Here is a 5,033-nt window from a genome sequence, read left to right as displayed (position 1 = left end):
CCCGCGTGATCACCGTCGATAAAAATGCTGCCTATCCGGTGGCAGTCGAAGCCTTGAAAGGCGATGAAACGCTGGCAGCAGAGACAGAATACCGGCAAAGCAAGTACCTGAATAACATCATCGAGCAGGATCACCGCAACATCAAGCGATTGACAAAGCCAATGATGGGATTCGGCTCATTCAACACAGCGAGACGAACCTTGAGTGGCATCGAAGCGATGAGTATGATTCGCAAAGGACAAGTGAAGGGAGTCAGCAAAGGGGACCGTGTGTCCCAAGTGAAGTTTATTGAAGACCTCTTCGGAATCAGTGCTTAACGGAATGCAAACGAAACACTTCGTTTGTCACTAAAAAGTATTTGCGACACAACCCGAATGTTGCCATAATCTATGATTCTTGCCTCGATCGTCAAATGTTCTTCACAAGAAAACACCGCAAATTCACGTAGTCTTTCAGGAATCAACCCTAACATGGGTGAATTGACTATAGGCTTTGCCCTGCAAAAAGATTTAAGCTCCCATGCCCGATCTCTCAGATGCTTCTTCTTATACTGCGATCACCTTCGCCCCCATTCAAGGCTTCATCGAAAACTCTCGCAAACTCCGCGACCTTTACGGAAGCTCTTATTTACTCTCGTTTCTCTCCTGGTCAGTCTGCCACGCCGCCGACGCGAAAGGATTCCCCATAATCTCTCCTGCGCTGATTAACGTTGCCCAAGGGCTACCCAACGTCATCATCATCCAAGGGAAGTTTGATCAAGACGAGGCGCGAAATGCCTTCAATCAAGCTTGGAAATGTGCCGTCGAAACCTGCCGTCTGTGGATCGAACGAGAACTTGAAGTTGACCTCAATGGCAAGCGCTGGCACTATCACTGGGAACGCGAGTGGAGCCTCTGGGCAAACTACGCCTGGGAGTTTTTCTATATCTATGGCGGCAAGACACCGACCGAAGCAAAAGACAAGCTGACCGAAAAGAAGCGATCGCGCAACTGGACAGGCATCAACTGGACAGGAGAAAGCTCGACGCTATCAGGAGGAGACGCGATCGCCTATCCCGAACTCGGTCGCGCTGGCATCGATCCACGCCGCTATAACTATCAAGAGCAAAAAACTAAAGTCGAACTGTTTCACCAACAACTCAGCCAAACCCTCGGAATGGCATTTATCAACAGCATTCCAGAATTGAGCAAAAAGCCTGAATCGTGGAAAGCTGAAAAAAGTGTAGAGTATGGCGAATCCTTTATTGATCCACGAGAAGAACTGAGCATTCCAGAGTTAGTCAAACGGATGATTACTCATAATGTGATTGCAGAAGAAATGGGCTGTAATTTGCAGCAACAACTCAGTGAAACTCAGCCCGAAAAATTAGCAGAACTTCAGAAACTAATCATTGCGATTCAAAACGATCTCAAACCTGATTCGTTTAAAGAACTCAATCGGCTGAAGCGAAAACGAAATCCCAACGAGCCAGAATATTGGACAGGTTGGTTTCAAGGAGATGGCGACGGTGCAGGAAACTATCTAAAAGACTTACCACCTCAGCAAATCAACGAATTTAGTCAGATCATGCGTGACTGGGGGAAAACATTAGTCGATCGCCAAAACTCCAAAACTCTAACAGCAGCAGACAAACCTCTTCCGGGTCGAGATAGTCGAATTGTTTATGCCGGAGGAGATGACTTTTTAGGTGTATTGTTTAATGCAAACGAACAAATAAAAACAACCGATTGCTCAAACTTTTTCACTCGCTTTAAGACACACATCTGGAATCAGCCTGTTCATAAACCAATCAGTGTGAGTGTTGGATTTGTGTGGGCAGGTGCAAAAGTGCCACAGCGAGAAGTTTTACAACACTGTCATGAAGCTGAGAAGGTCGCGAAACAGAAAGGGCGCGATCGCATCAACTTCCGCATCCTGTTTAACAGTGGCACTTATTTAGAATGGGCGTGTCCCTGGTGGGTGTTAGAGAACGGATTATTTGAAGAGTATCGCGATCGCGAAGGCAACCAAAAATGGGTTCATCTCTATAACGATGTTGCCGTCCTCGAATCTCGTCATGCCTTTGGCAACGGGAACAACATCACGGTCGAAGTCGCTAAAACACTCTTCAAAGCTTATTTCGGAGAAGAGAACGGCTTGCTCAATGAAGAAAACTGGTGGAATCCCGAAGAACCTAAGTCTGCTGCCAAAGTTGGTATTCTAGGCAGTCGTCAGTCGTTTGATTCCGATTACAAAACCATTCCAATTGCTGAGTTTAATCAACGCCTTGACGTGAGACAGGCAATCAACGATTGGATGATCAACTTAGCCAAAATTGGATTCCATTTGCATCGAGATTGGAGTTAACTGCGATGTTTCAATATCTAATCGTAATCGAACCGTTAGGATTGCTCTACGGCAGTGCAGGGCGATTTTTATCACCCGAAAACTTAGTGGGTCGATCGGGCAGTCATTTTCCCCCCAGTGCTGCGGTCATATCAGGACTCTTTGCTGCCGCCTGTGGCAATGCGGCAGTTCAAGACTTACAGCTTGCAGGTCCATTTTGGGCAAACAGTAACGAGCCGCAAAACTTCTGCGTCCCCATGCCACTCAACTTTCTCACCCACACTCCGCCCCACTCAGCCCAAAAGCAACTCCACGAAGGTCACATCACGGCTCGACTAACGTGGGATTCAAACCAATGGCAAAACACAGAGAAAGAATCCAGTGGTAAAGCAAAGACTGGGGGATGGGTCGCGATCGAGCATTGGCAAACCTTAGCAAAACCCCTAACTGACGATGAGATTCTGTCTCTCAAGGGCAGGCTTCCTGTCTACGCCGACCCGTGGAAATTTCTGCCGCATCTGCATCCTAGACTACGAGATACTGAGCGTCGCGTCGTCGATCCAGAAGACGGTCAGGGCAGTTTGTTCCTTGAAAACTCTGTACAGATGCACCCCGAAACCTGTTTGGTCTATCTCTCAAATCTGCCGATCGAGCCAGGATGGTATCGCTTTGGCGGTGAGGGACACATGGTCGATGTCAGTTGCCATGACTTGAGTCAATCGACTCAAATACTCCTTCAGCAACCTGTCGGACAATGTTTTGCGCTGATTACGCCCGCGATTTGGGGTTCTAATCGGTTGTCTTATCGGGAACCGATCCCTTGCAATCGCGTAACTGATTCTACGGTGTGGTCAGTGGCGACGATGCTCACAGAGCGCCCGACTCCATTTCGATATCGTCTGGGCAACCGCATTGACGAAGACAAAAATGATATCCATGAGCCACATCAGCCAAAATTGCTCTCACGAGGTCGTTATGCCGTCCCCGCTGGAACGGTGTATGTGCTAGAGGAACCGCTAGAGCAACCCTGGCAAGACTGGTCGATCGAGTGGTTCCCTAAAGAAGGACCCTCACTAAAGCGATGGGGTTGCGGATTAGCGTTACCGCTTGGATAGACAAAATAATCAACAGGGAAACGATTGCAGAATTTACACATAAGGAAGCGCTGAATGTATATCAAACGTTATGGCATTTTAGAAACGCTGGCTCCCCTACACGTTGGAGCTAGTGCCGGAGAGGAAACCGGGAATCTCAATCTGATTTTTCGCGATCAGTTTACCCAAACGGGCATTATTCCCGGTAGTTCAATTCGGGGACGATTTCGGGCAGATATGCGGCAAGATAAACCCGGAGACGAACATCAGTGGTATGGCAAAGCAATCAAAGAGGGCGATTCTGAAACAAGTGAAGCGATCGTCAAATTTGAATATGCCTCTCTGGTCTGGTTACCTGTGTTTTGTCCGGGACAGCCTGTGGTCTGGGTGACGTGTCCGTGGTTGCTAAAGCGCTACAAGCAGATTGATCAAAGAATTAAGGCTGATTTGCCGCTTCCGTACACCGCTGCCAAAGGCTTACAGGGCAGACAAGTAGAGTCGAGGGGCAAGATTCTCTTCTTTAATTTGGGCTTTCTCGAACTAGAACATGAAGCTGATCTGTCTGCCTGGATTCCACCTGAAGTGGAGTTAAATGTTAACTCTCTCGTGGTAGTTGACGATAACGACATGGCGATGATTCACGATATGGCACTCTATCGCCAGAGTCGAGTCAAGCTGTCAGACACCGAGAAAAAAGTCGATGGCGGGGCGTTTTTCAACGTCGAAGCACTTCCAGAAGGCAGCGTCATGGTGTTTCCGATCGCGCTCCGACAACCAGGATGGCAACCCTTTGAGACTGAATTCTCTGAATTGTATTTTGGTGGATTAGAGTCGATCGGGTTTGGTCGCTGTCGTGTCACGCTTGCAGGAGAGAACTAGTTATGGCTTGGCAATCTTATGACCTCGATCGGATGGCTCAACAACTGGTACTCAACGCCAGGGCACGAGATTCGCAATCGCTCAATCAGTCTTACAAAATGCGAATGGCGGTTTCTTATGGTCTAGAGCGCTTTTGGGGTGAGCATTTGCGGTTAAGCGGCAAAGAGCAAAAGAAATCAGATTATTGGAAAGAGACTTGGGATGATCTGGTCAAGATCATGAAAAAAGCAGGCGTGATAATTCCGAATGACATCGTGAACATTAACAATATAAGACAAGTTCAAACAATGTCAGAAAAGCTGTGGGGTTTAACGATCGAGGAACAACGAATCGCGATCGCCGTTCTGACTCAACTCTGTGATTGCATCGTCTGGTGGACACAACGCTACAAAGTAGGGAGATTAGTCGATGACAGTGATTCCTGATCCGCACAAAAAAGTGCCGATGATGTTTCGAGCGCAGGTAAATGGGCGTTGTCAACTTCAGCGTCTCACCAAAGGCGAAGAACCGGATGCGGTGCGATGGGCAGATGAATGGGTGGATAAAGTCTATCCCGAATTGCCCGATGCTGGAGAACACGTTCACACTCGCACCTACACGATCGCTTGGCGACTGATTACCAACAGTGGCGTAGATGATATAGCCGTTGCCAGTTAGGTTAGGACATACTATAGAAGTTGAGACCCTCAAATGAGCGATGCCAGCCCCCTACAGCGATGACCTCCGACAAAAAGT

The 5,033-nt window shown here is 48.0% G+C and carries 6 protein-coding genes; all 6 read left to right on the top strand.

Features of this window, described 5'->3' with window-relative positions; translation table 11 throughout:
- Positions 1-317 (top strand): DDE-type integrase/transposase/recombinase (locus tag A8707_RS25555; RefSeq protein WP_074382592.1); only part of this gene is annotated, 317 nt, incomplete at its 5' end.
- Between the two features lie 202 nt (positions 318-519).
- Entirely contained in the window at positions 520-2,346 is a 1,827-nt protein-coding gene (locus A8707_RS25550) for a Cas10/Cmr2 second palm domain-containing protein (RefSeq protein WP_068820213.1), read from the top strand.
- Between the two features lie 5 nt (positions 2,347-2,351).
- The gene (locus tag A8707_RS25545; RefSeq protein ID WP_068820211.1) at positions 2,352-3,440 is read left to right on the top strand and encodes a type III-B CRISPR module-associated Cmr3 family protein; all 1,089 of its coding nucleotides are present in this window, start codon (positions 2,352-2,354) and stop codon (positions 3,438-3,440) included.
- A 54-nt stretch (positions 3,441-3,494) separates the two neighbouring features.
- Positions 3,495-4,298: an RAMP superfamily CRISPR-associated protein gene (locus A8707_RS25540; RefSeq protein ID WP_068820209.1), complete on the top strand. Its 804-nt coding sequence runs from the start codon at positions 3,495-3,497 to the stop codon at positions 4,296-4,298.
- A 2-nt stretch (positions 4,299-4,300) separates the two neighbouring features.
- The gene (locus tag A8707_RS25535; protein WP_068820207.1) at positions 4,301-4,723 is read left to right on the top strand and encodes a hypothetical protein; all 423 of its coding nucleotides are present in this window, start codon (positions 4,301-4,303) and stop codon (positions 4,721-4,723) included.
- Positions 4,707-4,955, top strand: coding sequence for a hypothetical protein (locus A8707_RS25530; RefSeq protein ID WP_068820205.1), 249 nt, complete (start codon positions 4,707-4,709; stop codon positions 4,953-4,955). Before A8707_RS25535 ends, A8707_RS25530 begins: the two co-directional genes overlap by 17 nt.
- Positions 4,956-5,033 lie beyond the last annotated feature (78 nt).

Source organism: Phormidesmis priestleyi BC1401 (assembly GCF_001650195.1).
Lineage (GTDB): Bacteria > Cyanobacteriota > Cyanobacteriia > Leptolyngbyales > Leptolyngbyaceae > Phormidesmis_A > Phormidesmis_A priestleyi_B.
Note: the sequence above shows the minus strand (reverse complement) of the source record. Positions and strands in the feature narration are given on the sequence as shown.

Coding starts and splice junctions, on each gene's coding strand:
- A8707_RS25550 (WP_068820213.1), top strand. CDS start 520: ATGCCCGATCTCTCAGATGCTTCTTCTTATACTGCGATCACCTTCGCC.
- A8707_RS25545 (WP_068820211.1), top strand. CDS start 2,352: ATGTTTCAATATCTAATCGTAATCGAACCGTTAGGATTGCTCTACGGC.
- A8707_RS25540 (WP_068820209.1), top strand. CDS start 3,495: ATGTATATCAAACGTTATGGCATTTTAGAAACGCTGGCTCCCCTACAC.
- A8707_RS25535 (WP_068820207.1), top strand. CDS start 4,301: ATGGCTTGGCAATCTTATGACCTCGATCGGATGGCTCAACAACTGGTA.
- A8707_RS25530 (WP_068820205.1), top strand. CDS start 4,707: ATGACAGTGATTCCTGATCCGCACAAAAAAGTGCCGATGATGTTTCGA.